Below are 26,033 nucleotides of genomic sequence, written 5' to 3'. Positions count from 1 at the left end.
ACGGAAACTCAGGCCCCCTCCACCCTAACAGGCCGAGGGGGCACTTTGTAAACGTCGATACTTTGCAGCCAGATTACGTGGCGCGGCCCCGACTTGATGTCGGACGTGCTGATCAGTACCATGCTGCCCTGTGTTTGTATGGGATGCCCGTTTTCTTCGAACAACACATACACACTATCGCCGGTGACGCTGTTAAACAGCTCTGCCCACGAGAATGTGGCTTTATAATTGTCGGTAGCACGAGCTACAATGTAGAAGTTGCGGTCCTTGTGGTTTGACTGACGGATTACTGCTTTTTCCAGAATCTCCTTGAGCAGCACACCCTTGCTGGATGTGTGACGGTTTACGGTGGCGCCGGTTGAACACACAACGTCAAAATCCGAGATCGTATGCACCTGCATTGACCGCAGCGAGTCAACTGTTAGCACCAGAGGGTGCAATACATCACCACCAACACTGAGTGTGCGACTTACGTACTTCATGCTGTCTGCTGCCGATACCACGACTGTACATTCATCAGTTTCTGCGTTTTGAGCATTTGCACCTGGATGTTCATGCACACCATGGTGCGCACCTGCACCGAGCTCCTGCCTGGGCTTTGTACATCCGGCAATACACAGTGTAACGGTTAGTGTTAAAGCTATAAATCTAATTCGTTCTTTCATATTGCCTCTATCTTAATAAATTTTAATACCCGTTAATCCGGACGGTTACAAACGCGTTTCTTCCTTCTTCGGGATATCCTTCACTGATCATATAATTCGCGTCGAACAGGTTTCGCACACCGCCCTCCAGGACCAGGTTCTTCCATAAGCGGCTGGATACCATTACGTCGGTAACATGATACCCGGGCACTGACGTTCCGTAGCTGGTACTGTACCGCATTGAGTTGTATTCCGTGCCTGCCTGTACTCTGACGCCGTCAAGCACCGTATAGATTGCGTATGCACGGATCACTGCTGAAGGGACGCCGATAAAGTACAATGACGGGTGCGTTAGGTTGTTCTGCCGGATATATGAGCCATTAATACCCGTGGTTACGGCTTGTGTGGGCGAGTATCGTATTGCTCCGTCAAAGCCCATAAACTCTGCAGAACCCGCATTTTGAGTTTGGGCCTTGCCCGGCTGAACGTTGCTGACACTCAGGATTACGTTGGTAATGTGACTGTAGTAGAGTGAGGCCTGACAGAACAGATTCTCACCAAGATTTCCGGTATAGGTACAATCGTAATTCATCGCATTTTCCGGTTTCAGATTCGGATTTGGTATGGCTGTTCCCATTCGGTAGGAATACCGGTCTTTCAGCGTGGCAAATCTGGTTTTGCGCGCCAGAGTAAGGCTTAGGGAGTTGGCGTTATCAATGTTGTAAAAAGCCGCCATCTGTCCGTTGATAGCTGCATGTGCATCTGCTTCAGGGAAGTTCACAATTTCATCGTTAGCGGTAAGATCCTCTGCTCTAAGGTTGTTCTGAATGCTGTACGCCAGACCCGGTACAAGCACGATGGTGTTTGAAAGGCTAACAACGTTCTCTGCAGCCACGTACACGATAGCATCCTGAATGTGCCTGACCGGCTCACCATTGTTATGCTCGCGGTGCATATCTGACTTTACCTGAACAGTTAGTGAAAGGGCATTGTCTGCAAACCGCGTGTCTTCATACACCAGGCCACCGCCCACCGTATAGTCACTATAGTTACTGGTAAATGCGTATGGTTTATTCTGTGTCGTGTAGGTTGCATCATCGTAACTATTTATGGTATTGACGAATTTGTCGTAATATGCCTTTCCCTTCAGTGTAGCGTCTCCGGTGATGGCTGTTTTAGAAAGCAGATACACAAGCTCCTTGTTCCAGGCGGGCCACTGCCAGTATCGTGGCTTCCTGAAAAGAGCGTTATTCTCGTCCGTGCCGGTGTACACCGGGTTCCCCTTTGATCCTGTCTGAGCAGCATAGCCAACAACGTACTCATGCCCGTCCGCTGGCATCCATCCTGCCTTGAAGGTAAACTTCTTATCCGCTCGGTATGAGTTATCGCGCATGCCGCCGTTTTCTTTGTCCGTAGCTGCAAAGTCTGCCGACATCCTGTAGGCACTGCTGTGCAGCATGCCAAAGCCCCCTTGCAGATACCACTGCTGCCACCGACCTCCGATATTACCGTTGGTGCTGTAGCCGTTTGACGAGATCATCCCCGCGGATGCATCGTACTCCAGCTCTCGTACAGGCTTGCGTGACACGATGTTGATTACTCCTCCCAGGGCGTTTGGTCCGTACAGAAGCGAAGAGTAGCCTTTCTGCACTGAGACCATGGCAAGGTCGTACGTGGTAAACCGTGCAAGGTCCACATTACCATCGTACGGAATGTATACCGGCAAACCATCCATAAACACGGGCACGGCACGCAAATCAAACCCGCGAACCGTGACGGACGTTTCGTTACGCTGACCCGACCGTGCCAGGGCGATGCCGGGCAGGAGTGACAGTGCATCAGAAACCTGGTGAGTGTTCCATCGTTTCATATCGGCGCTGCCAACCTCGCTGGTCAGATCTCGGTTAGGTGACCCGGTTACTGTAACCTGGCCCAGCTGGAAAACTTCCATTGAATCTGTTCCCTGTTCCGTCGGGGGGTGCACCGAAGCTGAATCGGGATGCGCCTGCAGCCCAGGCGCAAGGGCGGTACACACCAGAATAATAAGATGCAGCACTCCTAACCTCTGTGCAAATCGGCCACTCCACTGTGTTTTTTTTAGCATACTGAAGGGTAAAAATTTTTATAGTGTTAATTTTTTTGACAGTTCGTCGGCTTGGTTCTGAAGTTCGGACTGGATGCGGTAAAACTCAGCAATGGCTCGTTCTCCCACCTTGGTCAGGACCGATCCGCTGCCGTTTTTACCACCCAATATTTTTTCTACCAGAGGCTGTTTGGCGCGGCTGTTCATGTCTTCGACCAACTGCCAGGCTTGCCGGTACGACATTTTCATAGCTCGAGCTGCATTCGTAATTGAGCCGGTTTCATGAATCTTCTCCAGCAGACGTACTCTTCCCGGGCCAAGGAACGGCCCCTCGGCTTCGTTTACCCATACTCGCACTCTGACAGTAAATTTTTTCATGTTACCACTATGCCCAACTAAGCATAGTGCAATGTTACGGACTTGGTGCACCGGAAAATATGATATAAATCAGGTTACGTCTGCTGTTTAACCAGCAAGCCGGACAACCTGCCTGAAGGGTGAACGGTGATGTGGCATCCGGGCGCGGAGGGATTTGCAGCAATGTACCGGAAGCCGGTTTTACGTACCGTCTTAGTCAGTACGTTTACTGCGTGACTCATCTGCCAGAGCATCTTTATACGTCTGCAGCTTGTTATGCAGGTCATGATCCGAGACTGATAAAATCTGAACAGCCAGGAGGCCGGCATTCCTACCGCCGCCTATTGCAACAGTTGCAACCGGCACTCCTGCCGGCATTTGAACAATGCTTAGCAGTGAGTCAAGGCCATTAAGATGTTTGGACGGAATCGGAACACCGATTACCGGAACGGTACTAAACGACGCAAGCATTCCCGGAAGGTGGGCTGCCCCGCCTGCTCCGGCAATGATGATGTGAATACCACGGTTGCGGGCAGTTGTACCATAGTCAGCCATGTCTGCCGGTGTACGATGGGCGCTTACAATTCGAATTTCATACGGGACTCCGAACTCATCGCATACGGCTGCTGCTTCCCGCATCACCGGTAGGTCCGAGTCACTTCCCATAACAATTCCTACCATACCATTACCTTTACGATGGTTTGTTGAACTGCGAACAAAGTCTTTTAATCATACCAAGCACACTTGATCTTCCCTCACCTGTTTCGGATGACGTTGCAATCACGTCAACACAGTGCCTGCAGTGTTCCAGCAGATGCCGCAGCTGCAGAGTGCGCTCCTTAACCTGGGTTGGTTTCAGCTTATCGGTTTTAGTGAGCAGAACTGTGTATGGGCGGCTGGCAAATTCAAGCTCCTCAATCATTGCCAGGTCACTTTCCATCGGATCGTGTCTGCTGTCAACCAGAACGCAAGCGAGCGCCATATTCGGGCGTTCAATCAGATACCGGCGGATCAGCACGCTAAAACCGGCACGGTGTTGCTTGCTCACCCGTGCATAGCCGTAACCCGGAAGGTCCACCAGTACAAAACCCATGCTTGTATTAAAGAAGTTTATCTCACGGGTTTTACCCGGAGTATTTGAAACCCGTGCTACGTTGCCTTGCAGCACGATACGGTTAATAAGCGAGCTTTTGCCAACATTACTTCTCCCAATCATGGCAACCTCCGGCAGGGTATGCACCGGGAACTGTTCCGGGCTTACCGCTCCAGTGATGAATGATGCCTGAATGGTTTCCATGAAAGGACGTCCTTCCGGTTGTAAAAACAAAAACGCCGGACGCTGGAACGTCCGGCGTCGAATGCCGACATCTGTGTCGGCGATTATTCGCTCTTTTCTTCGTCGCCGGCCGGTGCATCACCTGCTTCGGATGCATCATCGGCAAGTGGTGCGTCATCTTGCACTGCTTCGGCCTCGGGAGCAACTGCTTCGGCCTGCTCTTCGACAACAGTATCAACCGTGGTTTCGGTTACCGGTGCAACGTCCTGTTCAGCCACAGCATCGGCAGCTGATTCAGCAACAGGTTCAGCAGCCGTGGCAACCGCACCTGCTGCAGCAGAAGCCGTTAATGCCTCAGCGCCTGCTGGCTTAGAGGGCTTAGCAGGTTTTGAGGCTTTTGCCTTCCGGCCACCCTTACTGCTTACGCGCCCATCTTGTGCATTTGACCAATCCACCAACTCGATAATAGCTTCGGGACTTTGATCGCCGCGGCGCTGACCAAGTTTAGTGATTCGTGTATAACCGCCGTTACGTTCTGCAACTACGGGTGCGATAGTATCAAACAACTCTTGCAGCACAGCCTTGTTGCGAATAAAACGTCCAACCATTCTACGGTTGTGTACATCTACACCGCCGGCATTGTTTGCACGTTCCGCACTGTAGGCTTTGCGGGCGCGGGTAATCAGTTGCTCGGCAAACGGACGAAGTTCCTTAGCCTTGGCAACCGTTGTCCGCACACGCTTGTGTTCGAACAGGCTGGTTGCAAGATTCGATAGCAACGCTTTACGGTGACTGGCGGTGCGCTTAAGCTTCCGCCCTGCATACCCATGTCTCATCTTTTATTCGCTTCCTTTGAGTTCGTCTTGGATGTAAGGCGATACGTCCATACCAAATGATAAACCGCTTTGGTAAACAACATCGGTTAATTCGGCAAGACTTTTTCGGCCAAAATTCCTGAATTTTAATAAATCGGTTTCCTGAAGGCTAACAAGATCTGCCAGAATTTTAATATTGGCTGCCTTCAAACAATTATGTGCGCGTACGCTTAACTCCATCTCGTCTACCGGCTGTAGCAGTATCTTCCGTAACCGGATGCGTTCACGATCTTTCTCGCTACCTGAAAGCAGACCATCCACCGAGGGTACTTCATCCGACACCGCAAGAGCGCCACGGAAATACCTGATATGGTCGGCCAGGATTTTGGCAGCATCCTGCAAAGCCTTTTCGGCAGTGATCGAGCCGTCGGTTAACACATCGAGCGTTAACTTTTCATAGTCGGTTTTCTGTCCAACGCGGAACGGCTCAACCTTGTAAATAACATTCTTTATTGGTGTGTACACCGAGTCGATTGGTAGCATACCAACCGGGAAGTCCGATGTATTCTGTTCTTCGGCCGGTACGTATCCTGTGCCAAAGCCAACACGAAGTTCAACATCAAATTCGGCATCATCAGCAAGATTAGCAATTACCTTATTCGGGTCAAGCACTTCGACTTCGGACGTAGCGTCGGCAATCGACTTAGCCGTCCACTGTCCGCCACCCTTTACTGTAAACGAAATACGCTGAGGAAGCTTTCCGTCAACGGCGCGCAATTGGATTTCTTTCAGGTTCAGGATAATCTCGCACATATCTTCCGTAACACCGGGAATGGTTTGGAATTCGTGCAGAACATCGGAGATTTTCACTCCGGTGATTGCCGAACCTTGGATTGACGACAGAAGAACCCTGCGAAGAGAATTCCCGATGGTTACACCATAGCCTTCTTCCAGCGGGTTAAGTGTAAACAGCGCATGAAATTCAGAGCCTAGGTGTTCAACCACCAGCCGCTCGGGCATCTGCATTAAAGTGTTCATGGTTATCCTTGAGAGATGTTCGTGTTGATGATGAGGGAAAAACAAAAAGTTGGAAGGGGCTTAGGTTTACACCCGTCTGCGTTTTGGCGGACGGCACCCGTTATGCGGGAGCGGAGTGCGGTCGGTAATCGACAGTACTTCCAGCCCTGCCTGGGTTAGGGCACGCACGGCTGCTTCCCTGCCTGATCCCGGACCACGTACAACCACGTCAACCTTCCTCAAGCCCATTTCGAATGCCTGCCGTGCAGCTTTTTCGGCTGAAACCTGCGAGGCATACGGTGTGTTCTTTTTGGAACCACGGAAACCGTTCTTACCGGCGGACGACCATGTAAGGGTGTTACCGTAGGTATCGGTGATGGTTACCACAACGTTGTTAAATGTGGCGCGCACAAATGCTTTACCGTGAACGTCGGCTACGATTTTGCGTTTGACGCGTTTTTTTACTGCTGCCATGTTATCTCCGTCCGGGATGGCCCCGGGTTTATCGGTTTATTAATTCTTACTTACGTGCTGCCTTCTTCTTGCCGGCAACTGTCTTACGCTTGCCCTTACGAGTACGTGCGTTGGTACGTGTACGCTGACCGCGCACCGGCAGACCGCGCCGATGGCGCAGGCCGCGGTAGCAACCAATATCCATCAGCCGCTTGATATTCAGTTGAATTTCAGAGCGCAACTGGCCTTCGGTTTTGTAGTCGCTCAGAGCCTGCCTGATACGAGCTATCTCATCGTCCGTCCATGTTTGTACGCGCTTGGTGGGATCTATCCCTGCCTTGTCAAGAACGTCGCGGCTTGTTGTGGGACCTACACCAAAAATGTAGGTAAGTGCCACGATGCCACGCTTGTTCTTTGGAAGGTCTATGCCTGCTATACGTGCCATTGTTTATTTCCTGTTACCCTTGACGCTGCTTGTAGCGTGGATTTTTTTTGTTAATGATGTATACCTTCCCTTTTCGACGGACAATTTTGTCGTCGGGGCTACGCTTTTTTACCGATGCCTGAACTTTCATGGATAGTACTCCTGCTTATTTGTATCTGTAAACGATGCGTCCCTTTGTAAGGTCGTAGGGCGACATTTCGACCGTGACTTTATCGCCACGGAAAATTTTAATAAAGTGCATTCTCATCTTACCTGAAACATGAGCATGTATCTGATGTCCGTTTTCCAACTGCACAATAAACTGTGTATTAGGCAAAGCCTCTACAATTGTGCCGTCAACGCGGATGGTATCGTCCTTGCTCATCCGTTCCTTCGTGATAAGGTTAAAATGCGTGGTGTTGTTCCGTTAATAACTACAGTATGTTCAAAGTGAGCCGACGGTTTTGCGTCGGCCGTGTACACCGTCCACCCGTCACTGGCGGTATGCACCTGGAAGAGTCCCATATTTACCATGGGCTCAATTGCCAGAGCCATACCGTTACGCAGCTTCAGATTAGGGTATCGGGAGCGGTGCAGAAGACCTGGCACAAAATTGGGCACAGGCGGTTCTTCGTGCAGGTTGCGGCCAATGCCGTGTCCTACCAGTTCACGCACAACCGAGAACCCGTTCTTTTCGACGTGGGTTTGTACAGCTTTTGAAATACTATAAATTTTATCACCTTCTACAGCTGCTTCAATGCCAAGCATTAAAGCTTCGCGGGTAACATCCAGCAACCGTTGCTTTTCGGCCGGGATTGTTCCAACACCCACGGTTCGCGCACTGTCACCAAAGAAGCCGTCCAGCTCGGCACCGCAGTCAATACTAACAATCTGCCCTTCCTTGAGCATTCTGTTTGACGGCATTCCGTGAACAACTTCCTCGTCGATGCTGATGCACAGCGAAAACGGAAACTCAAGGTGTCCGACCCTATACCCTTTAAAGGCAGGTTTAGCCCCTTTACTCAGGATAAAATCTTCGGCAAGCTTATCAAGCTCCTGCGTAGTAATCCCGGGTGCAATAGCGTCTTCAACCAGGTCAAGCGTTTCGGCAACAACTGCTCCTGCAGCGGCCAGCAGCTCGATATCGGCTTCGGAGTTTACGGGTACTATGGTTTCTGTTTCTATCACTGTAATCTGTTTGTTTACATTCCACCACCAAGAGCACCGGCCCTGCCGCGCATTTTTCCACTCTTCATGAATCCGTCGTAGTGACGCATCAGCAGGTGTGATTCAATCTGCTGGAGAGTGTCTAATGCCACACCGACAACAATCAGCAAGCTGGTGCCGCCAAAGAATGAAGCAAAAATCGGCGGTACCTGGAGCAGATTCATTGCAAGGGTTGGCAGGATGGCAACAATTGCCAGGAAAATAGCGCCCGGCAACGTAATGCGGGTTAGGATGTTCTCGATGTATTCAGACGTATGAGCTCCCGGACGTATGCCAGGAATAAAGCCGCCGTTCTTTTTCATATTGTCAGCTACTTCCTTCGGGTTAAAGGTAATAGCGGTGTAGAAGTATGTAAAGAACAGGATAATAACGCCGTAGATAAGTGCGTACCAGAAACTTTGGGGGTTAAACGCACCTGCAAGGGCCTGCAGTGTTTGGTTGTCAGGGAAGAACGATGCCACCGTTGCCGGTACGAACAGTATCGATTGAGCAAAGATGATTGGCATAACACCGGCAGTATTTACGCGGAGCGGAATGTACTGAGTGCCGCCACCGTAAACCTTTCGGCCAACCTGACGTTTGGCGTACTGTACCGGAATGCGTCGGGCACCCTGAGTAACAAGAACCACAGCACCGATAATACCTGCCAGCAACAGCAGCAGTACGATGTCAATCACCAGGTTACGGGCTCCGCTCTCAATCAGGTTGTATTCCTGAAGCATTGCAATCGGGAACTGTGCAATAATGCCAATCATAATGATGAGCGAGATACCATTGCCGATGCCTCGCTCGGTGATCTGCTCACCTATCCACATTAAGCCTATCGTGCCACCGGTAAGAATCAGAATCGAAGAAATCGTCCAGAAGAATGTGGGATCAGCAACAACGCTCATACCGTTTGCCGTTGTTTGTGCAACCTTGATTGTAACGCCCCACGATTGCAGTGCCGCCAGCCCCACGGTAAGATACCGGGTGTACTGGTTGATTTTGCGCCGACCATCATCGCCCTGCCGTTGCAGCCGTTGCAGCTCAGGCAGCACCACGCCTGCAATCTGCAGGATGATACTTGCCGAGATGTAGGGCATGATACCAAGTGCGAAGACGGCAGCATTCGAGAAGGCACCGCCAACAAACATGTCGAACAGACCAAACAGCCCGCCGGAGTCGCCCGATGATGATGCAGCGCGCAGCAGCTCTACGTCAACACCCGGAATGGTGATAAACGAGCCCACCCGCACAGCAATCAACGCCAGCAACGTATAAACTAGCCGCTGCCGAAGTTCTTCGATTTTGAAGATATTCCGTATGGATTCTACGATGTTAGCCATTGATGTTTACCACTCCGCCCGCTGATTCGATTTTCTGTTTTGCAGATGCCGATATCTTGTCTACCGTTACGGTAAGAGCAACCGTGATGTTGCCAACGCCAAGGACCTTTACAGGTGCCGTTTTTTTGCGTATTACACCAAGTCGGTACAATACGTCGGGCGTAACAACACCATTGGTAAGCTTTCCACTCTCTACCAGATCGGCCAGGGTGCAGATGTTAACTTCCTGATGTTCAATACGATTAATATTGGTAAAACCAAACTTGGGAACCCTCCGCGTCAGCGGCATCTGCCCACCCTCGAAACCGGGCGACTGACTGAAGTTACTACGGGATTGGTGACCCTTATGGCCCCGTGTGGACGTACCACCATGGCCCGATCCGGCACCACGGCCAACCCGCTTTTTCGGGTGACGCGATCCTGCTGCCGGTTGAATATTTCCTATGTGTTTCATGGCTCCTTAGTCCTGTACTTCTTCTACGGTTACCAAATGCCTGACACTTTGCACCATGCCAAGAATCTGCGGATTCCGTGGCTTGATGGTTGTGTAGCTCGGACGTCCCAAGCCCAATGCCTTGATGGTGGCCTTGTGTTTCTTAAGTGATCCGATACAGCTTTTTACTTGTGTGATTCTAAGTTTCATTATAATTACTCCTTGGGCCTAACCGCGCAATACTTTTTCGATACTGATCCCGCGGCGTGCAGCTACCGAGGCTACATCCTCAAGCTGCTCCAGCGCATTCATTGTTGCCTTTACTGTGTTGTGCGGGTTTGATGATCCCATTGATTTCGTAAGCACGTCCTTAACACCGGCTAACTCCAGGATTGCACGCACCCCGCCGGCTGCTATAACACCGGTACCAGGTGTGGCCGGGCGGATAAGGACCTTTGCAGCTCCGAACCGACCAACTACTTCGTGGGGAACCGTTCCGTCTAGAACCCGTACCTTCACCACGCTCTTCTTTGCAGCTTCGGTTGCCTTGGTAACGGCATTCGATACTTCGCCGGCCTTGCCCAGACCGTAGCCAACGTATCCGTTCTCATCGCCCACAATTACAATTGCACTAAAATTAAATCGACGTCCGCCTTTTACAACCTTGGCTGTACGGCCAACATAGACGATTTTATCTTTTAAGTTTAAATCCGATAGTTTCTGTTTTGCCACGTACGACTCCGTTCTCTCTTAAAAATCCAACCCGCTCTCGCGGGCTGCTTCGGCCAGCGCTTTAACGCGGCCATGGTACAGAAATCCGTTACGGTCGAAAGCTACTTTCGACACTTGAGCGGCCTTGGCACGTTCAGCAAGGACACTGCCAACCAGCTTGCTTTCGTCTGTCTTCTTCATTTCAGGAGTAATCCGATCGCGAACCTCACGGTCTGTTGTTGATGCAGACGCCAGCGTTGTTGCTGTGGTGTCATCAATAATCTGAGCGTAGATATGCTGGCTGGAACGGAATACCGTTAGCCGCGGTCGCTCAGAGTTTCCCGAAATCTTGCCTCGTACGCGTCTGTTCCGACGTTCGTAGCGGGCCCGTTTTAATGCGAAACGATTCATGTATTTGTCCTTGTTACTTTCCTGCAGACTTGCCGGCCTTGCGGCGGATATATTCACCTTCGTAGCGTATCCCCTTACCCTTGTATGGTTCAGGCTTGCGAAGCTCACGAATTTTGGCGGCAACCATGCCAACAAGCTGCTTGTCGATTCCTTTTACCGAAAAGACCGTTGGTGATGTTACCACGAACTCAACACCGTCCGGTGGGAAAAACATAATTGGGTGCGAAAACCCGAGGTTTAAGACCAGTGCTTTCCCGCGCAGCTCAACCTTGAACCCAACGCCTTCGATCTGCAGTTTCTTCTCGAAACCCTGACTGACGCCTTCCACCATCCCTGCGATGATGGCACGGGTTAACCCGTGCATGGACCGTACCTTCTTTTCATCGTTGGCACGCTCAAACACTAAAATCTGCCCGTCCTGCTTCGGTGTAATGCTATTGTCAACACCAAAGGCTAATTCGCCCTTCGGTCCTTTTACAGTACACTTTCCGCCGGCAAACGTTACCTGCACGTTGTTGGGGATGTTAATTGGTTTTTTACCTACTCGTGACATTTCTTTTATTCTCCTACCAAATCGTACACAGGATTTCACCACCAACATTTTCGCGGCGGGCTTGTTTGTCCGACATTACTCCACGGGGTGTGGAGATAATGGCTACACCAAGACCGTTGCGTACGCGTGGCAATTCGGTAACACCGGCATATACACGGCGCCCCGGTTTACTTACACGTTTAATCTCACGAATGACAGGCTGCCCGTAATAATACCGAAGCTTAACTTCGAGCGTAGGCTGAACCCCCTCACTTCGCAAATTGAAGTCGGCAATAAAACCCTGATCTTTTAATATTTCCGCAATGGCCACTTTCAGCTTTGAGCTGGGGACATCTACGGTTTTATGCTTAGCCGATGATGCATTTCGGATGCGCGTAAGAAAATCGGCGATTGTGTCTGTTACTGGCATGGTTAATCTTCTTATTTCTTGGTTAGATGGAGCTCAAAGGGTTACCAACTAGCTTTCCGGATTCCGGGTATCTTGCCTTCAAGGGCGAGCTGCCTGAACATATTACGGCACAAACCGTATTTCCGATACACACCGCGACCCCTTCCGGTTACCAGACAACGGTTGCGCACACGCGACGGTGAGCTGTTGCGGGGAAGTTTCTGCAAGCCATCCATATCACCGGCTGCCTTAAGTTCTGCACGTTTTGCGGCATACTTCTCGGCAAGGCGGGTACGGCGTTCGTTACGGGCGATAATGCTCTTTTTCGACATAACCTTCGGTCCTAGTCTTTCTTGTGGAATGGAAAACCAAACTCTTTTAGCAACGCATGTGCTTCTTCATCTGTTTTGGCTGTAGTGACAAATGTTATGTCCATACCACCAATCTTACTTACTTTGTCAACATCAATTTCAGGGAAAATGATCTGTTCTTTCAGTCCAACGGTATAGCTGCCGCGTCCGTCGAAACTCTTGTCAGAGAACCCTCTGAAGTCGCGGATCCGGGGAGACACGATATTGATAAACCGGTCCAAGAACTCAAACATGTGAGCGCGACGCAACGTAACACGGACCCCGATCGGCATTCCCTCACGTAGCTTGAAGTTTGCGATTGACTTTTTAGCGCGGGTAATGGCGGGACGCTGTCCGCTAATCAATTCCAGTTCGTTCACAGCCGACTGCAGAAGCTTTGTATCTCCCGTGGCAGCTCCAACACCCATGTTAATGGCAATTTTTTCAAGCTTGGGTACCTGCATCACCGTTGAATAATTAAACTTCTTCATCAGTGCAGGAACAACCGTCTGCTTATAAAACTCCTGAAGGCGCGCGGGAACCGGAGTCTCCTTAACGTCCTCCATCCTTGGTCCTTCAGGCTTAAAGTCAACTTTTTTCTGTGTAGTCTTCGCCATGATTACAATTCCTCACCGGTTGTAACAGCTATTCGCCGGACAACTGTTTTGTTATTATCAACTTTTCTAGTGGTACGAACCCGCGTGGGTTTGCCCTGCTTGTCAACAAGCATCACATTGGAATAATGTACCGGCGCTTCTTGCTTTACAATTCCACCATTCGGGTGTTTTTGTGACGGGCGCACAGCTTTTGACCGCAGGTTGACGCCTTCGACGAGTACCGTCATCTTTGTGGGGTTCACAACAAGCACTCTGCCAACGTCACCCTTGTTGTTGCCGGCAATTACTTTAACAGTATCGCCCTTCTTGATGTGCAGTTTTGTTGCCATTACAGTACCTCCGGGGCAAGCGATACAATTTTCATAAAACTTTTTTCCCGCAGTTCACGGGCTACCGGACCAAAAATCCGGGTGCCGCGCGGGTCGTTGTTATTATTAATGACAACTGCAGCATTTTCGTCAAAACGGATGTACGATCCGTCACGCCGGCGCACTTCCTTCTTGGTGCGCACAACAACCGCCTTAACAACTTCACCTTTTTTAACGTTGCCCTGAGGGAGTGCAGCTTTTACGGAGCACACCACGACATCACCTACCGAGGCATATCGTTTTCCGTGGCCACCGAGAACGCGGATACACCGCAGTTTGCGGGCACCGCTATTGTCGGCTACAACCAGATTAGTTTCTTCCAGTATCATTGTTCGATGTCCTTATTTTGCTCTATCAACTACTTCTAACAGAGTCCACCGTTTCCGTGCGCTTAACGGCCTCGACTCAATCACGCGCACGGTATCACCGATATTACATTCGTTTTTCTCGTCGTGCGCCATAATCTTCTTACTTTGCTTAAAGTAGCGTTTGTAAATGGGGTGAGCCACCTGATGTTCGATGCGCACCACAATCGTTTTATCAGCTTTGTTACTAACAACCTTGCCCATACGCACCTTTCTGCCCTTGGTAGTATCGCCCGCAGGTTGGGAAGGGGCTGAGGCATGTGCTACCGCAGACGTACTTTCGGTTGTTGGTGTTGCAGCCATTTCCGGTGCAGCGGTTGTTTCCTGGGTTTCGTTTGTTTCGTCTATCATGATCCGCCTCAGTTGCTGAGCTTCTTGCGTTCTGTTAAAATTGTTTTCATTCGCGCAATATCCTTGCGCATGGTTTTTACCGTCGAGGTATCATCAAGCTGGCCAAGAGCTGCCTGAAAGCGAAGCCGCACGATGCTTTCTTCACTTTCTTTCAGGAATCCCTCGATTTCCTGGGTTGATAAGCTCCGCAGGTCGGATGCTTTACGCGACTTCATTTGCTTCCTCCATGTCTGCGCGCTGCACGAACTTGCACTTAACCGGCAACTTATGTGATGCCAGCCGAATTGCCTCCTTGGCACGTTCAGCAGAAACGCCGTCAATTTCAAATAATATTCTGCCGGCTTTTACAACGGCAACCCACATTTCCGGATTTCCCTTACCAGAGCCCATTCGGGTTTCGGCAGGTTTCTTGGTCACCGGTTTGTCCGGGAAGATCCGAATCCACACCTTACCGTCCCTGCGCAGGTAACGGTTAATGGCAATACGTGCACTCTCGATCTGCCTGTTGGTAATCCAGGCTCCTTCCAGAGCCTTTAATCCAAACGAACCAAGTGCTACGGTTGAACCGCGATAGGCTTTCCCGCGGCGACGGCCCCGGTGGGTTTTACGATGTTTTACTCTTTTGGGGATAAGCATTGCTTAGTCCTACCTTGCTAAATTCTTATTGTTCCTTGTTTTGTTGTTTGCCGATAATATCGCCACGGCAAATCCATACTTTTACACCAATTGAACCGTAAACTGTTTCGGCACGCCCCATGGCGTAGTCAATGTCTGACCGAAGCGTATGAAGCGGTACACGGCCTTCCTTGTACTGTTCGGTGCGGCTCATGTCAGCTCCGCCCAGACGGCCGGAGCACATTACGCGGACACCTTCTGCACCAACTCGCATAGTGCTGCTGACGGCATTCTTCATAGCGCGACGAAACGAGATCCGTCCTTCAAGCTGTGAGGCAATGTTGTCAGCTACCAGCTGAGCGTCAAGTTCAGGACGTTTAATCTCACTAATCAATATTTTTACATCCTTCTTGGTGAGTTTTTTCAGCTCTTCTTCAAGCTGGGCAATGTCCTTCCCGGACCTGCCGATAATAACTCCCGGACGGGATGTTGTAATTGTAATGCGCACCTGCTTAGCAGTACGCTCCACAATAACACGGGACAGTCCCGCTTTCTTTAAACGGTTCTTAAGATAGTTCCGAATCATCAGGTCTTCCTGAAGTTTCTCGGCGACGTTCTTTTCGTCGAACCAGTTTGCGTCCCATTGGCGAATGATGCCTAAACGCATTCCTATTGGATTGGTCTTCTGACCCACGCTACGATCCTTGGCTTACTGATGGAGTTGCTACTACAATTGTTAAATGGTGTGACCGCTTCCGAATGCGATACGCGCGCCCTTGCGGTGCCGGTGATATTCGTTTCATTGTTACCCCGGGATCCACAAAACATTCTTTCACCACGATGGTTTCTGGATCGATTTCCGGGTGCGGGCGGGTAAGGTTGCTGATTGCCGACTTCAGAGTTTCTTCGGCAGTTTTTGCTGCTGCTTTGTTGGCAAACTGCAAAATCGCAAGTGCTTCCTGTGCAGATTTCCCACGAATAAGGTCAATCACAAGACGCATTTTGCGTGGTGATGACCGTGTATGACGCTTAATTGCTCGTGCTTCCATAATGATTCCTTACTTCTTACCCGTCTTTAAGTCTTTACGATTTCCGCTGTGACCTCTGTACATACGAGTGGGTGCGAACTCACCAAGTTTGTGACCCACCATGTTCTCGGTTACATACACCGGGATAAACTTATTGCCGTTATGTACTGCAAAGGTGTGGCCAACAAAGTCGGGAGCAATTGTCGAGGCCCGGCTCCATGTTTTCACAACTGTTTTTTTTCCGATCTCGTTTAAGACAACCACTTTTTTCATCAGCTTAAAGCTGATAAACGGGTCTTTCTTTAGTGAACGTGGCATAAATGTAGCTTCTCCGTGTTATGCGTTTCGTCTGCGAATAATCATGCTGCCTGAAGCCTTCTTGGTCTTCCGCGTCTTCTGGCCCTTTGCTAATTGTCCCCATGGTGAACGTGGGTGCTTACGTCCGCCACCTGACTTGGACTTCCCTTCACCGCCACCGTTCGGGTGATCGATGGGGTTCATTGCCATACCACGGGTTTGCGGACGAATACCGTACCAGCGTGTACGGCCTGCCTTGCCAAGCTGGATATTTTCGTGCGTGGTGTTGCTTACAGTTCCAAGCGTTGCCAGGCAGTCACCGGGAACCATTCGAATTTCACCTGATGGAAGCTTGATCTGGGCTTTACCGTTATCAATTCCAACAAACTGTGCCGATGTGCCGGCCGACCGTACCATTTGTCCGCCCTTGCCCGGTTTCATTTCGATGTTGTGCACCACCATACCAAAAGGCATTGTTTTAAGAGGCATCGCATTACCGTCGCGAAGCTCAGCACCGGCACCGCTCATAAGCTTGTCGCCGACTTTAACTTTGTCAGGTGCAAGAATGTATCGCTTTTCACCGTCGGCATATTCCAGCAAAGCAATGCGGCATGTGCGGTTCGGATCGTATTCAATAGTACGGACGGTAGCTTCGACTCCGTGTTTGTTGCGCTTGAAGTCGATCTTGCGGTACATCCGTTTGTGACCACCACCGCGGTGACGCGAAGTGATGCGTCCGGTATTGTTTCGTCCGCCACTTTTTTTAAGGGGCTCAAGCAACGATTTTTCCGGTTTCGACGTTGTGATTTCGTCGAACGTACTCACGCTGTAATACCGTGTGCCGGGAGTGATTGGTTTTAAACTGCGGGTGCTCATTTTCTTGCTCCGTGATCAAATGCTGCCTACAGAGTCGGGAGGAGATTATTCCTCGCCGCCTCCGGCAACAATGTCGATCGATTGTCCTTCTTTCAGGGTGATATATGCTTTCTTTTTCAGGTTTGTGCGGCCGCGTTGAATTCCTTTTCGCGTCATACGCTGCCTTATTTTACCCTTTATGCGAACTGTTCGAATACTAACAGGATCAACTTCAAACATGGCCTTCACGGCCTCTTTGATTTGAATTTTGTTGGCGTTCGGGTCAACCTCAAACACATACTGATTGAGATGTCCAAGCTTCGTAGCTTTTTCGGTGATGATTGGTCGTTTTAATACCGTTATCATGCTTCATCTCCTGAGTTATCTGCCTGCTGGTCGTCTCCAAAGCTCTTGGCTAAAACCGGTACGGCACTTTTAAATATCAGTAGTGTGGAATGATTCAGCACGTCGTATGCCGATATCTTGTCGGCCGGAAAACTGCTCAGCCCCTTGATATTCCTGCCTGAGAGTACAAGCTGGCGATCAGTAGCCGGAAGCAGCATAAGAATTTTCTTACCGTCGATATTCAGATTTTTTAATACCGAGGCTATCTGTTTGGTTTTGGGTGTATCCACCGAGAAATCTTCAACAACAACAACGTTGTTTTCTCGTGCACGCAGGGTAAGTGCCGACTTGCGAGCCAGGCGTTTTACCTTTGTTGGAAGATCAAGGTGGTATGGATGTGGAAACGGACCATGGATGGTACCGCCTCCGGGCAGGAGCGGAGATCTGCTTGAGCCGCGGCGAGCACCGCCCGTTCCCTTTTGCTTGAAGGGCTTCTTGCCACCACCTCTGACTTCGGAACGGGTTTTTGTTTTATGTGTACCCTGCCGACGGTTGGTAAGGTAGGCACGAATGGCAAGGTGCATGGCATGTTCACTAGGCTCAACATTAAATACTGAGTCTGGTAACTCTACCGTGCCCGACTTGGCTCCGTCCTTTGTATGTACATCAACTTTCATGTTCGGTTTCCTACAGCTTTACGATTTCCACAACGGCGTTCATTGGACCGGGGATACTACCTTTGATGATAAGGATATTGTCGGCCGGATTTATCTGCATGACTTCAAGGTTCCGTACCGAAATACGGGTTCCGCCCATTCTTCCCGCCATTCTGAGCCCCTTAAATACTCTGGATGGATATGACGAAGAACCAATCGAGCCTGGAGCACGAGGGCGGTCACTCTGTCCGTGCGTAGTCATACCAACACCACCAAAGTGGTGACGCCGTACAACGCCCTGGAAGCCTTTACCCTTGCTGGTAGCCGATACCTTAACGGTATCGCCTACGGCGAAAGACTCAACGGTAACAACATCACCGGACTTCACTTTATCAACAAGTTGTTTAAACTCTTTCAAATAGCGTTGCGGCGTTGTACCGTTCTTGGTAAAGTGCCCGGCGTTGGGCTTGTTTACCTTACGATCGGGGATTTGCTCGTAGCCAATTTGAACAGCTTCGTAGCCATCATTTTCTTTAGTTTTTACCTGCACAACCGGGCAAGGTCCTGCCTCGATCACGGTACACGGCACAAACCGACCGTCTTCTGTAAAAATGCTGGTCATTCCCAGCTTACGTCCAAGAATCGCACTCATTTCCGTGTCCTGTTAAACCTTCACTTCCACATCAACACCAGCCGGCAGCTCAAGGCGCATCAGGGCATCAATGGTTTTTTGAGTAGAACTGAAGATGTCAATCAATCGTTTGTGTACGCGAGCTTCGAACTGCTCACGGCTTTTTTTATCAACGTGGGGTGAACGCAGTACGGTATAAACCGAACGTTCTGTCGGCAGCGGTACAGGACCGCTGATTACAGCGCCCGTTTGCTTCACGGTGCGTACAATCCTATCGGCCGAACGGTCAATAAGGTTGTGGTCATACGATCTAAGTTTTATGCGTATCCGTTGGGTTGCCACTCGTGGTCTCCGATACAGGTTAAGATTGAGAACAAAAGCGGGCCTGCGACCCGCTTTTGTTCTCGGTTATAATTCGTTATTCGATAATTGCAGTTACAACACCGGCGCCAACTGTACGGCCACCTTCGCGGATAGCAAAGCGCAGACCGGCTTCCATGGCAACTGGTGTAATCAGTTCCACTTCCAGGTTGTCAATATTGTCACCAGGCATAATCATTTCAACACCGGCAGGAAGTTCAAGCACACCCGTTACGTCGGTTGTACGGAAATAGAACTGGGGACGGTATCCCTTGATAAACGGAGTATGACGTCCGCCTTCTTCCTTGGTAAGAACATAGGCCTGAGCCTTGAACTTATGGTGCGGTGTGATTGAGCCGGGCTTGGAGATAACCATGCCACGCTCAAGCTCTTCCTTGTCCACGCCACGCAGCAACAACCCAACGTTGTCACCAGCACGTCCTTCATCAAGAAGTTTACGGAACATTTCAATGCCGGTTACGGTGCTCTTCTTTTGCAGACCAAAGCCTACGATTTCTACTTCCTCGTTTACCTTCACAATTCCACGCTCAATACGACCGGTACCTACTGTACCACGACCGGTAATTGAGAACACGTCTTCAACCGGCATCAGGAATGGTTTGTCTACATCGCGCTGTGGCGTGGGGATGTATTCATCAACTGCATCCATGAGCTTAAAGATGCATTCCATGTCGGGATGACTTCCGTCGGCACCGCTGGTAGCAGCTTCCAAAGCCTTAAGTGCAGATCCCTGAATAATCGGAATTTCATCACCCGGGAACTCATACTTGCTGAGCAGCTCACGAATTTCCAGCTCTACCAGTTCTGCAAGCTCAGGGTCGGCAATGTCGATCTTGTTCATAAAGACCACAATACGCGGTACACCTACCTGGCGGGCAAGCAGAATGTGCTCACGCGTCTGAGGCATCGGTCCGTCTGTTGCAGCCACAACCAAAATTGCTCCGTCCATCTGTGCTGCACCGGTGATCATGTTCTTTACATAGTCAGCGTGACCCGGACAGTCCACGTGGGCATAGTGCCTGTTGGCTGTCTGGTACTCAACGTGCGACGTGGCAATCGTTATCCCACGAGCTTTCTCTTCCGGAGCGTTATCAATTGAATCAAATGAGCGCTTTTCAGCCAGCCCTTTGGCCGCCAGGCATGATGCGATGGCAGCTGTTAGTGTTGTCTTGCCGTGGTCAACGTGGCCAATGGTGCCAACGTTTACGTGGGGTTTAGACCGATCAAATTTTTCTTTGGCCATGATGCAAACTCCTCAGGTTGCAGTAGGTTAAATAGTACTGTGTTATTAAATTCAATTGTTCTGGTTAGGACAGAAGACAAAGGTACGGAATTTTTTTGAACTACCGACTATTTCGTTGTTCGTAGCCAAAAAACTTCATCGAATATGATGCTCGACCCTGCGTCAGTGATCGCAACTGGGTTACATACCCAAACATATTCGCCAGCGGTACCAGTGCTGTAACTACCTGCATAATATCCCGCGACTGAATACCTTCTATCCTGCCTGCCCTTGAGTTTAAGTCGGCGATAACCTCGCCAACGTATTCTTCCGGAGTTACCACTTCGACGGTAAACACCGGCTCCATTAAAATGGGGCCTGCGTTCCGGGCAGCCTCGCGTGCCGCAATTGATGCGGCTACAGTAAAAGCTGTTTCGGTGGCATCCTCTTCGATGTACTGAGCGTTAATCAGGACTGCCATAACATCAATCATGGTGTATCCTGCAACGGGTCCTACTCGGAGGGCTTCCATAGCCCCCTTCTCTACACTCTTAACGTACAACTCCGGAAGTGTCTCTTTTGTGAGTTCATTTTTAAACTCGAGGCCTTTTCCGGGGTCGTTCGGACGTATTTCTAACGTGACCTGTCCGAATTGGCTCTTGCCTGCAACATTGCGGACGAATTCGCCCGATCCTTGTGCGACGGCAGATACCGTTTCTCGATAGGCTACCTGGGGTTTCCCAACCTTAACGGGAATATTAAATTCACGGTTGAGTCTGTCGGCTAATATCTCCAGATGTAATTCGCCGACACCGTTTATGATGATCTGCCCGGTTTCTGGATCGGTGTTTACCCTAAAGGTAGGGTCTTCGTCCATTAACCGCTGCAGGGCATCGAGGAGACGATCCTGATCTGCTAGGGTCTTCGCCTCGATGGCCTGATTGATCACGGGTTCAGCAAACTCAATCGGTTCAAGCAGGAGTGGATGCTTGGGGTCTGTAAGTGTATCGCCGGTGCGGGTAAACCGCAGTGCCGGGATGGCTACAATATCGCCTGCATAGACTTCCGGAAGTTCGTCGCGTTTATTTGCAGACATTCGCAAAATCTTTCCTGCCCGCTCTTTTTTGTCCTGCCCTACATTCAGCACCTGCTGTCCTGCCGAAAGGGTTCCCGAATACACCCTGACAAATGCTAAGCGTCCCACAAACGGGTCAGTGATGATTTTAAAGGCCAGGGCACTGAAGGGGGCTTCGTCAGACGGTTGGCGTGTTTCCTCTTTATCAGCATTTTTAATGCTGTGTCCGTGTACCGCCCCAACATCCGCCGGCGATGGCAGGTATGCAAGTACGGCATCGAGCAGTTGCTGCACGCCTTTGTTTTTAAGTGATGTACCGCACAACACCGGGGTGATGTGATTGTTAAGCGTGGCGGATCGCAATGCCTGTACGATTTCTGTTTCGGTTATCTCGGCGCCGCTCAGATATCGCTCCAGCATTTCATCGTTAAACTCGACTACATTTTCAATCATTGCTTCACGAGCCTGTTGCGCCTGCTGCTGCATGTGCCCGGGGACAGGCCCAATATCAAATTTGCTACCGTCATCGGCATCGTAGGTGATACATTCCATACGAATAAGGTCGATGACACCCTTAAACTGATCTTCGGAACCATTGGGTATTTGAACAGCTACTGGACGCGCTCCAAGCCGACTTCGCATGGTTTCAAGCACCCGCATGAAGTTGGCACCCACTCGGTCCATCTTGTTCACAAAGGCAATCCGGGGGACATGGTATTGGCTGGCCTGATGCCACACGGTCTCGCTTTGGGGCTGAACACCAGCAACAGCACAAAAAAGCGCAATCGAGCCGTCTAATACCCGTAATGAACGCTGAACTTCAGCGGTAAAATCCACATGGCCAGGAGTGTCGATGATGTTAATGAGGTGATTGCGCCACGTGCAGCTAACAGCTGCCGATGTGATGGTGATTCCACGCTCTTTCTCCTGCTCCATGTAGTCCGTAAAGGCTGTTCCCTCATGAACTTCACCCATACGGTGCAGTACTCCGGTATAGTATAAAATGCGCTCCGTGGTGGTTGTTTTCCCGGCATCAATGTGAGCCATGATGCCGATGTTACGAACGTTCGATATGTCCACGGTACGCGGCATTCCGGTTGGTTACTCCAGGTAAGTCAAAGAACTGAGTGGTGCTTTACCAGCGGAAATGCGAAAAAGCACGGTTTGCATCGGCCATTCTGTGCATTTCATCACGCCTGCGGATGGCACCACCTTCTCCGCCTGCGGCTGCCATGATCTCGTTGGCTAACTTCGAAGCCATCGTGCGCTCACGGCGTTCTGATGCGAATTTTTTAATCCAGCGAATTGCCAGGGCTATACGACGTTCCTCGCGGACCTCCATAGGTACCTGGTATGTTGCTCCGCCAACGCGACGTGGCCTGATTTCAATGGCAGGCCCTACGTTCTGCATTGCCCGGCGAAACACTTCCAATGGCTCTTCCTTGGTTTTATCGGCTACGATACTAAAGGCTTCGTACACAATTGCACGTGCCTTGCTCTTGTTGCCGTCTTCCATAACGTTGTTGACAAATTTTGCCAACGTAACATCATTGTATCGAGGATCGGGCGATGTCCGCCGCTTGTCTGAACGTTTTTTACGCATAGTTCTTTCCTTTTATTTCTTGCCTTTCGCAGCGGCAGCGGGTGCTCCCGGCTTTGGACGCTTGGCGCCGTACTTTGAACGTGCCTGCATACGCTTGGCAACACCCTGGGTGTCAGCGGCACCACGGACAATGTGATACCGAACACCAGGCAGGTCCTTTACCCGACCACCGCGTATAATCACAATGCTGTGCTCCTGAAGGTTGTGTCCTTCACCCGGTATATATGCCGTCACTTCGATATTATTCGACAACCGTACACGAGCCACCTTCCGAAGCGCGGAATTGGGCTTCTTGGGAGTGGTTGTATAAACCCGTGTACATACGCCACGCTTCTGAGGGCATGACTGAAGGGCCGGAGATTTGCTCTTCTCGGTGACCACTTTACGTCCGTTCCGGACTAACTGACTGATTGTTGGCATTGCGTCTGGCTCGTCTAATTTCCTGTAATACAAAGGGCACGAAAGAGTACTTTCGCACCTGTAGAGCTTGCAAAAATAGAGGTCGGGAGGGTTTTGTGCAAATAACAGCAGAAAAATCAGTGGTGGTTTCTGCTGATATTTTACCTGCCGGATGCTATCCATGCCTCACCGGCGCGTTCCCGGGCACAGGAAACAACCCGTTCAAGGGTTGCCTGGTTGCGATCAATTGGGCTGCTCCCGGCTGTTTTCGAAAGCTTAGCCCCTTCCGTGTCCAAAATTAATGAGTGATGTTCAATGGTGGAGTGGTCCTGAAAAAGTGGACACTACGGGGAAGGTGTAATTTTCCAAAAATCTAAGGAAAGAGCAATGAAACATCCACCTCGCATTTATGATGAAGCATTTAAACGTCGCGCCCCTGAGATGGTAGCTGCGGGACGTACGCTGGCCTCGGTGGCCCGTGAGCTTGGCATCGACGTCAAGCGACTATCGTACTGGAAGCGTACGCTTGAGCTGCAGCAGCTGCCGGGCAGAAGACACCTGACGAGCTTGCCGCCGAAGTACGAGCCTTGCGTAAGCGCGCTGAGCGTGCAGAAATGGAACTGGCCATTTTAAAAAGCGATGTCGATCTTTGCCGCTCCGCCGGGAAGGGACTGAAATACATGTTTATCAACAACCACCGGCACTGTTGGCCGGTGCGCGCCTGCAGTGCCATGTGCTGCAGGTGAGTGCCAGCGGCTACTATGCCTGGTTAAAGCGACCTGAACCTCAGCTTAGTGACGATGAGCGCAAGCTGGTGCGTGCCATGCGCGAGATTGATGAGAAGTCCAACCATACCTTCGGCAGCCGCCGGATGTACAAGGAACTGCGGCGAGGCAACCTTGTGGCAGGCCGTCACAAAATGCGCCGGCTGATGCGGGAAGACGGCATCCGTGTCAAGCGCACGCCCAGGCGTGCGTTGGTGCAAACTACCGACTCGCAACATCAGCACCCGGTGGCCGACAATCGGCTCAATCGCAACTTTACCGTCACGAAACCGAACACCGTCTGGGCTGCCGACATCACCTATGTACAGACCAACGCTGGCTATGTGTACTTGGCGGTGGTGATGGATTTGTTCTCGCGTCGCATCATTGGCTGGCATCTGTCAGAGACGATCACGCAACAGCTCACCATCACGGCACTCTGGAAGGCCTGGAAGAACCGTTCTTATGCCACCGGCATGCTCATTCATAGTGATCGCGGTTCGCAGTATGCTGCGGCAGGCTATCGCCAGTTTCTGACTGACTACTGTAAAGCAACGCAGAGCATGAGCCGCAAGGGAAACTGCTGGGACAACGCACCAGTAGAATCCTTTTTTGCCACGCTCAAGACCGAAGAATTCAACGACATCAACTTCGTCGATCTCGAGCACCTGAAGCGTCAGGCAGCACACTACATCGAGAACATTTATAATCGCAGACGACTGCATTCAACACTTGGATATACAACCCCCGTTGACTTTGAAAACAACTACTTTCGTAACCAAAAACACCTACCCTAATGTGTCCATTTTTATGGGACCACTCCAATGGTGATGTCCGTAAAGGGGCTTAGACACGGTAACCGTTCTGCCAGGTAGCGCTGGACGGCTGTAGCATCTTCAAGGTCGGCTCCCCGAACAATGTTGGTGATATTGTAGTCAACGTCGTCCACTACGGTGATTAGGTTATATGCCGGACTGCCGTTCCGCTGCCGTACTACGGGATACCGAAGGTTCATGGTATGGGGTGTGCGCAATCGCCACACTACGTTTGGTGCCTCGAACGATAGCCCCTTTCCCACACATTCTCCGGTATATCGCATGGCCGCATCATGCTGACGTATCTGAGAGCGGGTACAGGAGCAGGCAAACAGTGCACCGGAGTCACGCAGCATACCCAACACCTGCTGGTAGCGATGGGTTCTGTGCGTCTGCGACCACTCGCTGTACAGTCCGGAAGGCGTCTGTGGCCCGATGTCCCAGCTGATGCCAAGCCAGTGCATAACATCGAAAATGTCCTGTACGTACTCCGGACGAACTCTGTCAGTATCGGCATCATCGATCCGCAGCAGTATCTCGGCTCCCGACTGCCTGGCTTTTAGCCAGGTTATCATAAAGTTAACGGCATTGCCTTCGTGGAGATAACCGGATGGCGTGGGTGCTATGCGGGTACGTAGCGGTTTCATCATGCGAAAAATAAGGGGTGGGCCCCACCCCCCGGCCCCCTCCCCAAACGCGCACACGCGTTTAGGGAGGGGGAGCCTGTTTCAATGTTTTTGTTTGACGTAGGGGCGTACGCCTGTGAGCCCGATTTTTGATGTGTGTTTTTTTTTGGACGCCACATGAAATGGGCGACCACACAGTATCGTCCTACGATATTATCATTTTTATGTTATTTCGTTCGGGTGGATTTGATACACGCCCCTACGGTTATTCATGTCCATGACCCCTCATTCTCTCGCCTCTCGTCCCCCATAATGCGCCTTTCGGGCCCCTCCCCCGGCCCCCTCCCCAAACGCGCACACGCGTTTAGGGAGGGGGAGCCTGTTTCAATGTTTTTGTTTGACGTAGGGGCGTACGCCTGTGAGCCCGATTTTTGATGTGTGTTTTTTTTTGGACGCCACATGAAATGGGCGACCACACAGTATCGTCCTACGATATTATCATTTCTTATGTTATTTCGTTCGGGTGGATTTGATACACGCCCCTACGGTT

The 26,033-nt window shown here is 50.7% G+C and carries 41 protein-coding genes; 2 read left to right on the top strand and 39 right to left on the bottom strand.

Translation table 11 applies throughout. From position 1 onward, the window contains the following. Positions 1 to 8 precede the first annotated feature (8 nt). The 38 genes from HRU79_07940 to HRU79_07755 all read right to left on the bottom strand — a co-directional run bounded on the left by HRU79_07940 (position 9) and on the right by HRU79_07755 (position 23,299). Positions 9 to 665 (bottom strand): molybdopterin-dependent oxidoreductase, encoded by a 657-nt coding sequence (locus HRU79_07940; protein QOJ26581.1) that lies wholly within the window; start codon positions 663 to 665, stop codon positions 9 to 11. 22 nt (positions 666 to 687) lie between these two features. Continuing rightward, positions 688 to 2,595 carry a TonB-dependent receptor gene (locus tag HRU79_07935; GenBank protein QOJ26580.1) on the bottom strand — a complete coding sequence of 636 codons (1,908 nt, stop codon included), beginning with the start codon at positions 2,593 to 2,595 and terminating at the stop codon, positions 688 to 690. Positions 2,596 to 2,766: 171 nt separating this feature from the next. Further along, entirely contained in the window at positions 2,767 to 3,105 is a 339-nt protein-coding gene (locus HRU79_07930) for a LysR family transcriptional regulator (protein QOJ26579.1), read from the bottom strand. A gap of 192 nt (positions 3,106 to 3,297) precedes the next feature. Continuing rightward, the gene (gene purE, locus HRU79_07925; GenBank protein ID QOJ26578.1) at positions 3,298 to 3,765 is read right to left on the bottom strand and encodes a 5-(carboxyamino)imidazole ribonucleotide mutase; all 468 of its coding nucleotides are present in this window, start codon (positions 3,763 to 3,765) and stop codon (positions 3,298 to 3,300) included. A 10-nt stretch (positions 3,766 to 3,775) separates the two neighbouring features. Further along, complete coding sequence (locus HRU79_07920) at positions 3,776 to 4,381, bottom strand: YihA family ribosome biogenesis GTP-binding protein (protein ID QOJ26577.1); 606 nt, start codon at positions 4,379 to 4,381, stop codon at positions 3,776 to 3,778. Positions 4,382 to 4,464: 83 nt separating this feature from the next. Then, complete coding sequence (gene rplQ, locus HRU79_07915; protein QOJ26576.1) at positions 4,465 to 5,196, bottom strand: 50S ribosomal protein L17; 732 nt, start codon at positions 5,194 to 5,196, stop codon at positions 4,465 to 4,467. Positions 5,197 to 5,199: 3 nt separating this feature from the next. Then, positions 5,200 to 6,213, bottom strand: coding sequence for a DNA-directed RNA polymerase subunit alpha (locus HRU79_07910; protein QOJ26575.1), 1,014 nt, complete (start codon positions 6,211 to 6,213; stop codon positions 5,200 to 5,202). Between the two features lie 66 nt (positions 6,214 to 6,279). Further along, a complete protein-coding gene (gene rpsK, locus HRU79_07905) occupies positions 6,280 to 6,666 on the bottom strand; it encodes a 30S ribosomal protein S11 (GenBank protein ID QOJ26574.1) in 387 nt (128 codons plus the stop codon). 46 nt (positions 6,667 to 6,712) lie between these two features. Beyond that, positions 6,713 to 7,090, bottom strand: coding sequence for a 30S ribosomal protein S13 (gene rpsM, locus HRU79_07900; GenBank protein QOJ26573.1), 378 nt, complete (start codon positions 7,088 to 7,090; stop codon positions 6,713 to 6,715). 13 nt (positions 7,091 to 7,103) lie between these two features. After that, entirely contained in the window at positions 7,104 to 7,220 is a 117-nt protein-coding gene (gene rpmJ / locus HRU79_07895; protein QOJ26572.1) for a 50S ribosomal protein L36, read from the bottom strand. Positions 7,221 to 7,235: 15 nt separating this feature from the next. Continuing rightward, entirely contained in the window at positions 7,236 to 7,454 is a 219-nt protein-coding gene (gene infA, locus HRU79_07890; protein ID QOJ26571.1) for a translation initiation factor IF-1, read from the bottom strand. Then, positions 7,451 to 8,239, bottom strand: coding sequence for a type I methionyl aminopeptidase (gene map / locus HRU79_07885; protein QOJ27301.1), 789 nt, complete (start codon positions 8,237 to 8,239; stop codon positions 7,451 to 7,453). The genes infA and map overlap by 4 nt, the downstream gene beginning before the upstream one ends. 32 nt (positions 8,240 to 8,271) lie before the next feature. Further along, on the bottom strand, positions 8,272 to 9,624 hold the full coding sequence (gene secY, locus HRU79_07880) for a preprotein translocase subunit SecY (GenBank protein QOJ26570.1): 1,353 nt from the start codon (positions 9,622 to 9,624) through the stop codon (positions 8,272 to 8,274). After that, on the bottom strand, positions 9,617 to 10,078 hold the full coding sequence (gene rplO / locus HRU79_07875) for a 50S ribosomal protein L15 (protein QOJ26569.1): 462 nt from the start codon (positions 10,076 to 10,078) through the stop codon (positions 9,617 to 9,619). Before rplO ends, secY begins: the two co-directional genes overlap by 8 nt. A gap of 6 nt (positions 10,079 to 10,084) precedes the next feature. Beyond that, positions 10,085 to 10,267: a 50S ribosomal protein L30 gene (rpmD, locus tag HRU79_07870; protein ID QOJ26568.1), complete on the bottom strand. Its 183-nt coding sequence runs from the start codon at positions 10,265 to 10,267 to the stop codon at positions 10,085 to 10,087. A gap of 18 nt (positions 10,268 to 10,285) precedes the next feature. Beyond that, on the bottom strand, positions 10,286 to 10,789 hold the full coding sequence (rpsE, locus tag HRU79_07865; GenBank protein QOJ26567.1) for a 30S ribosomal protein S5: 504 nt from the start codon (positions 10,787 to 10,789) through the stop codon (positions 10,286 to 10,288). Between the two features lie 18 nt (positions 10,790 to 10,807). Then, positions 10,808 to 11,179, bottom strand: coding sequence for a 50S ribosomal protein L18 (locus HRU79_07860; protein QOJ26566.1), 372 nt, complete (start codon positions 11,177 to 11,179; stop codon positions 10,808 to 10,810). Positions 11,180 to 11,192: 13 nt separating this feature from the next. Continuing rightward, the gene (gene rplF / locus HRU79_07855; GenBank protein ID QOJ26565.1) at positions 11,193 to 11,732 is read right to left on the bottom strand and encodes a 50S ribosomal protein L6; all 540 of its coding nucleotides are present in this window, start codon (positions 11,730 to 11,732) and stop codon (positions 11,193 to 11,195) included. A 13-nt stretch (positions 11,733 to 11,745) separates the two neighbouring features. Further along, on the bottom strand, positions 11,746 to 12,141 hold the full coding sequence (rpsH, locus tag HRU79_07850; GenBank protein QOJ26564.1) for a 30S ribosomal protein S8: 396 nt from the start codon (positions 12,139 to 12,141) through the stop codon (positions 11,746 to 11,748). Positions 12,142 to 12,182: 41 nt separating this feature from the next. Continuing rightward, positions 12,183 to 12,452 (bottom strand): 30S ribosomal protein S14, encoded by a 270-nt coding sequence (gene rpsN / locus HRU79_07845; protein QOJ26563.1) that lies wholly within the window; start codon positions 12,450 to 12,452, stop codon positions 12,183 to 12,185. Positions 12,453 to 12,463: 11 nt separating this feature from the next. Further along, positions 12,464 to 13,087, bottom strand: a complete 624-nt coding sequence (gene rplE, locus HRU79_07840; protein ID QOJ26562.1) for a 50S ribosomal protein L5 — start codon at positions 13,085 to 13,087, stop codon at positions 12,464 to 12,466. Between the two features lie 2 nt (positions 13,088 to 13,089). Beyond that, positions 13,090 to 13,404, bottom strand: coding sequence for a 50S ribosomal protein L24 (rplX, locus tag HRU79_07835; protein ID QOJ27300.1), 315 nt, complete (start codon positions 13,402 to 13,404; stop codon positions 13,090 to 13,092). 11 nt (positions 13,405 to 13,415) lie between these two features. Then, on the bottom strand, positions 13,416 to 13,784 hold the full coding sequence (gene rplN, locus HRU79_07830) for a 50S ribosomal protein L14 (protein ID QOJ26561.1): 369 nt from the start codon (positions 13,782 to 13,784) through the stop codon (positions 13,416 to 13,418). Between the two features lie 12 nt (positions 13,785 to 13,796). Then, positions 13,797 to 14,123 (bottom strand): 30S ribosomal protein S17, encoded by a 327-nt coding sequence (gene rpsQ, locus HRU79_07825; protein ID QOJ27299.1) that lies wholly within the window; start codon positions 14,121 to 14,123, stop codon positions 13,797 to 13,799. 56 nt (positions 14,124 to 14,179) lie between these two features. Beyond that, positions 14,180 to 14,386 (bottom strand): 50S ribosomal protein L29, encoded by a 207-nt coding sequence (rpmC, locus tag HRU79_07820; protein QOJ26560.1) that lies wholly within the window; start codon positions 14,384 to 14,386, stop codon positions 14,180 to 14,182. After that, positions 14,373 to 14,807 carry a 50S ribosomal protein L16 gene (gene rplP, locus HRU79_07815; GenBank protein ID QOJ26559.1) on the bottom strand — a complete coding sequence of 145 codons (435 nt, stop codon included), beginning with the start codon at positions 14,805 to 14,807 and terminating at the stop codon, positions 14,373 to 14,375. The genes rpmC and rplP overlap by 14 nt, the downstream gene beginning before the upstream one ends. A 25-nt stretch (positions 14,808 to 14,832) precedes the next feature. After that, on the bottom strand, positions 14,833 to 15,480 hold the full coding sequence (gene rpsC / locus HRU79_07810) for a 30S ribosomal protein S3 (GenBank protein QOJ26558.1): 648 nt from the start codon (positions 15,478 to 15,480) through the stop codon (positions 14,833 to 14,835). Position 15,481: 1 nt separating this feature from the next. Next, complete coding sequence (gene rplV / locus HRU79_07805; GenBank protein QOJ26557.1) at positions 15,482 to 15,835, bottom strand: 50S ribosomal protein L22; 354 nt, start codon at positions 15,833 to 15,835, stop codon at positions 15,482 to 15,484. Positions 15,836 to 15,844: 9 nt separating this feature from the next. Further along, entirely contained in the window at positions 15,845 to 16,132 is a 288-nt protein-coding gene (gene rpsS, locus HRU79_07800) for a 30S ribosomal protein S19 (GenBank protein QOJ26556.1), read from the bottom strand. A gap of 18 nt (positions 16,133 to 16,150) precedes the next feature. Continuing rightward, positions 16,151 to 16,987, bottom strand: a complete 837-nt coding sequence (rplB, locus tag HRU79_07795; protein QOJ26555.1) for a 50S ribosomal protein L2 — start codon at positions 16,985 to 16,987, stop codon at positions 16,151 to 16,153. A 45-nt stretch (positions 16,988 to 17,032) separates the two neighbouring features. Next, positions 17,033 to 17,332: a 50S ribosomal protein L23 gene (gene rplW, locus HRU79_07790; protein QOJ26554.1), complete on the bottom strand. Its 300-nt coding sequence runs from the start codon at positions 17,330 to 17,332 to the stop codon at positions 17,033 to 17,035. Beyond that, positions 17,329 to 17,988: a 50S ribosomal protein L4 gene (gene rplD, locus HRU79_07785; GenBank protein QOJ26553.1), complete on the bottom strand. Its 660-nt coding sequence runs from the start codon at positions 17,986 to 17,988 to the stop codon at positions 17,329 to 17,331. Before rplD ends, rplW begins: the two co-directional genes overlap by 4 nt. Positions 17,989 to 17,998: 10 nt before the next feature. Continuing rightward, positions 17,999 to 18,619 carry a 50S ribosomal protein L3 gene (gene rplC, locus HRU79_07780; protein QOJ26552.1) on the bottom strand — a complete coding sequence of 207 codons (621 nt, stop codon included), beginning with the start codon at positions 18,617 to 18,619 and terminating at the stop codon, positions 17,999 to 18,001. 12 nt (positions 18,620 to 18,631) lie between these two features. After that, a complete protein-coding gene (rpsJ, locus tag HRU79_07775) occupies positions 18,632 to 18,940 on the bottom strand; it encodes a 30S ribosomal protein S10 (protein QOJ26551.1) in 309 nt (102 codons plus the stop codon). A gap of 76 nt (positions 18,941 to 19,016) precedes the next feature. Next, a complete protein-coding gene (tuf, locus tag HRU79_07770; GenBank protein ID QOJ26550.1) occupies positions 19,017 to 20,222 on the bottom strand; it encodes an elongation factor Tu in 1,206 nt (401 codons plus the stop codon). 100 nt (positions 20,223 to 20,322) lie between these two features. After that, a complete protein-coding gene (gene fusA, locus HRU79_07765; protein ID QOJ26549.1) occupies positions 20,323 to 22,368 on the bottom strand; it encodes an elongation factor G in 2,046 nt (681 codons plus the stop codon). Between the two features lie 43 nt (positions 22,369 to 22,411). After that, entirely contained in the window at positions 22,412 to 22,879 is a 468-nt protein-coding gene (gene rpsG, locus HRU79_07760) for a 30S ribosomal protein S7 (protein ID QOJ26548.1), read from the bottom strand. 12 nt (positions 22,880 to 22,891) lie between these two features. Beyond that, the gene (locus tag HRU79_07755; GenBank protein QOJ26547.1) at positions 22,892 to 23,299 is read right to left on the bottom strand and encodes a 30S ribosomal protein S12; all 408 of its coding nucleotides are present in this window, start codon (positions 23,297 to 23,299) and stop codon (positions 22,892 to 22,894) included. 366 nt (positions 23,300 to 23,665) lie between these two features. On the opposite strand from HRU79_07755, the gene HRU79_07750 reads away from it, so the two are divergent. Together HRU79_07750 and HRU79_07745 are read left to right on the top strand one after the other, a co-directional pair. Further along, positions 23,666 to 23,911 carry a transposase gene (locus HRU79_07750; protein ID QOJ26546.1) on the top strand — a complete coding sequence of 82 codons (246 nt, stop codon included), beginning with the start codon at positions 23,666 to 23,668 and terminating at the stop codon, positions 23,909 to 23,911. Positions 23,912 to 23,927: 16 nt separating this feature from the next. Then, positions 23,928 to 24,839 carry an IS3 family transposase gene (locus tag HRU79_07745; GenBank protein ID QOJ26545.1) on the top strand — a complete coding sequence of 304 codons (912 nt, stop codon included), beginning with the start codon at positions 23,928 to 23,930 and terminating at the stop codon, positions 24,837 to 24,839. An 11-nt stretch (positions 24,840 to 24,850) separates the two neighbouring features. Here HRU79_07745 and HRU79_07740 read toward each other — a convergent pair whose 3' ends face one another. Further along, positions 24,851 to 25,507, bottom strand: coding sequence for a tRNA glutamyl-Q synthetase (locus HRU79_07740; protein ID QOJ26544.1), 657 nt, complete (start codon positions 25,505 to 25,507; stop codon positions 24,851 to 24,853). Positions 25,508 to 26,033 lie beyond the last annotated feature (526 nt).

It is taken from the genome of Ignavibacteria bacterium (assembly GCA_015709655.1).
GTDB lineage: Bacteria > Bacteroidota > Ignavibacteria > Kapaibacteriales > Kapaibacteriaceae > OLB6.
The sequence above is the reverse complement of the archived record's forward strand: the minus strand, read 5'-3'. Positions and strand labels throughout refer to the sequence as shown.